This is a genomic window from Acidithiobacillus sp. TH-A36 (assembly GCF_057473445.1).
In genome coordinates this window covers 1-1,644 of record NZ_JBYCKP010000522.1, presented here as the reverse complement: position 1 = coordinate 1,644, position 1,644 = coordinate 1, and the positions used below count along the sequence as shown (strand labels likewise).

3 protein-coding genes are annotated in these 1,644 nt (G+C 53.0%); 1 reads left to right on the top strand and 2 read right to left on the bottom strand.

Annotated features, from left to right (window positions below):
- Positions 1-86: 86 nt before the first annotated feature.
- Together AC2VLY_RS13125 and AC2VLY_RS13120 are read right to left on the bottom strand one after the other, a co-directional pair.
- On the bottom strand, positions 87-884 hold the full coding sequence (locus tag AC2VLY_RS13125) for a CbbQ/NirQ/NorQ/GpvN family protein (protein ID WP_193651126.1): 798 nt from the start codon (positions 882-884) through the stop codon (positions 87-89).
- Positions 885-887: 3 nt separating this feature from the next.
- Positions 888-1,283, bottom strand: coding sequence for a hypothetical protein (locus tag AC2VLY_RS13120; RefSeq protein ID WP_193651125.1), 396 nt, complete (start codon positions 1,281-1,283; stop codon positions 888-890).
- Between the two features lie 125 nt (positions 1,284-1,408).
- On the opposite strand from AC2VLY_RS13120, the gene AC2VLY_RS13115 reads away from it, so the two are divergent.
- The coding region (locus AC2VLY_RS13115) for a hypothetical protein (RefSeq protein WP_486894018.1) at positions 1,409-1,644 on the top strand (236 nt) is incomplete at its 3' end.

The following is a 1,644-nucleotide window of genomic DNA, read 5'->3' as shown; positions in this document are numbered from 1 at the left end:
GCTTCGCGGGCATCCCGTCCGGCCACAAAACTGATGGCCGCCAGATGCTCGAGGATTTCTTCGGTCGCTTCCGACATGAAAGCTCCTTAACGTTCCGGAAAAAAAGTCCGGAAAATTTCCAGCAAAGCCTCACTTAATTCCGGATCATCCGTTTGCGGGTTGATGATCGCCATGGTGCAGGCTTCCAGGGATTCCAGTCCCGCCACCATCAACGCTCCAGCGTAAATCAGCGCGCGCGTCGAAGTCACTTCCTGCAGACCCTGATCCTTGAGATTCCGGGCTTTATCTGCTGCCGCCACCAGGGCCTTGGAGCGGGATTCATCCAGCCCCGCCTCTTTCATGACAATCCGGGTTTCCACCTCGGCCGGGGGATAGGTAAAATTCATACCCACAAAACGCTGTTTGGTCGAGGGTTTAAGATCTTTCAAAACCGTCTGATAACCGGGATTGTAGGAAATGACCAGCATGAAATCGGGATGCGCACTGATTTCCGTGCCCAGCTTTTCAATGGGCAGATGGCGGCGATGGTCCGTCAGCGGATGGATCACGACCGTCGTGTCGGTCCGCGCTTCGACAATTTCATCCAGATAGCAGATCGCCCCCTCACGCACCGCTTTGGTCAAGGGTCCGTCCTGCCAGACCGTGGCATCTCCTTCAATGAGAAAGCGTCCGACCAGGTCTGAACTGGTCAGATCTTCGTGGCAGGCTACGGTAATCAGGGGCCGCTTGAGGCGCCAGGCCATATGTTCCAGAAAGCGGGTTTTGCCGCAGCCCGTCGGGCCTTTGAGCATGACCGGCAAACGGCGGCTCCAGGCCGCCATAAACACCCCGACTTCATTGGCTACGGGTTGGTAAAAAGGTTCCTGGATAATCATTTCACTCATTACTCAACCCTCTTGATTTTGTTCGGCATGACTACGTAAATACAGAAATATGTGACGCAGGGTATGAATCACCATCCGCTCAGGCTGGGCGGGCAGTGCATCCTGACGCTCCGCTTTCAGACAATTCTGGTAGTAAATCAGTTCACGACAATTATCGCGAATGGTATTCCAGTGGGGCTTGCCCTTCACCAGGGTTTTCCACAATTCCAGCAAATCCGCATCACTGGCATAAGGCTTATGCTCGTTTTCCAGCATAATGCGCAACATGGCCTGCGCTTCGGCAATGCCCGCTGCCAGCAATTCGGGCAAGGGCATTCCTGCGCTTTGTTGTTTGGCTAGTGCTTCAATACGTTCATGGGCGGCATCCAGTGCCGTAATTAACTGTGTTGACTCGGTCATCATCACTCCTGATCGGTTTTTCGGCGAAACCCGCTACCACTCCGGGAGATTTTCGTCTAGGATAAAAGAGTTTTAGCTAAATGCGTGTATAATTCATTTTATAGTGTGATTAATAAGGGGCAACCATGAGCAACAAACTCGTCAAGATGGTCAAACTAAACAACCTGCAATACAACGCCAATCGCGATCCTCAGGTCTACCGTCGCGTCGCCGGACATCCTTTCCGGATTCAGGCCATGCTCGAAGGTCAGGGCAGCGCCAAAGTCAGTGTAACCTGTGAAGGCAAGACTCTGAAAGAAAGCACCCTGGAACTGCCGGGTATTTTCTCCTACGAAGTCACCTTCAAGGATGCCGGCATTCG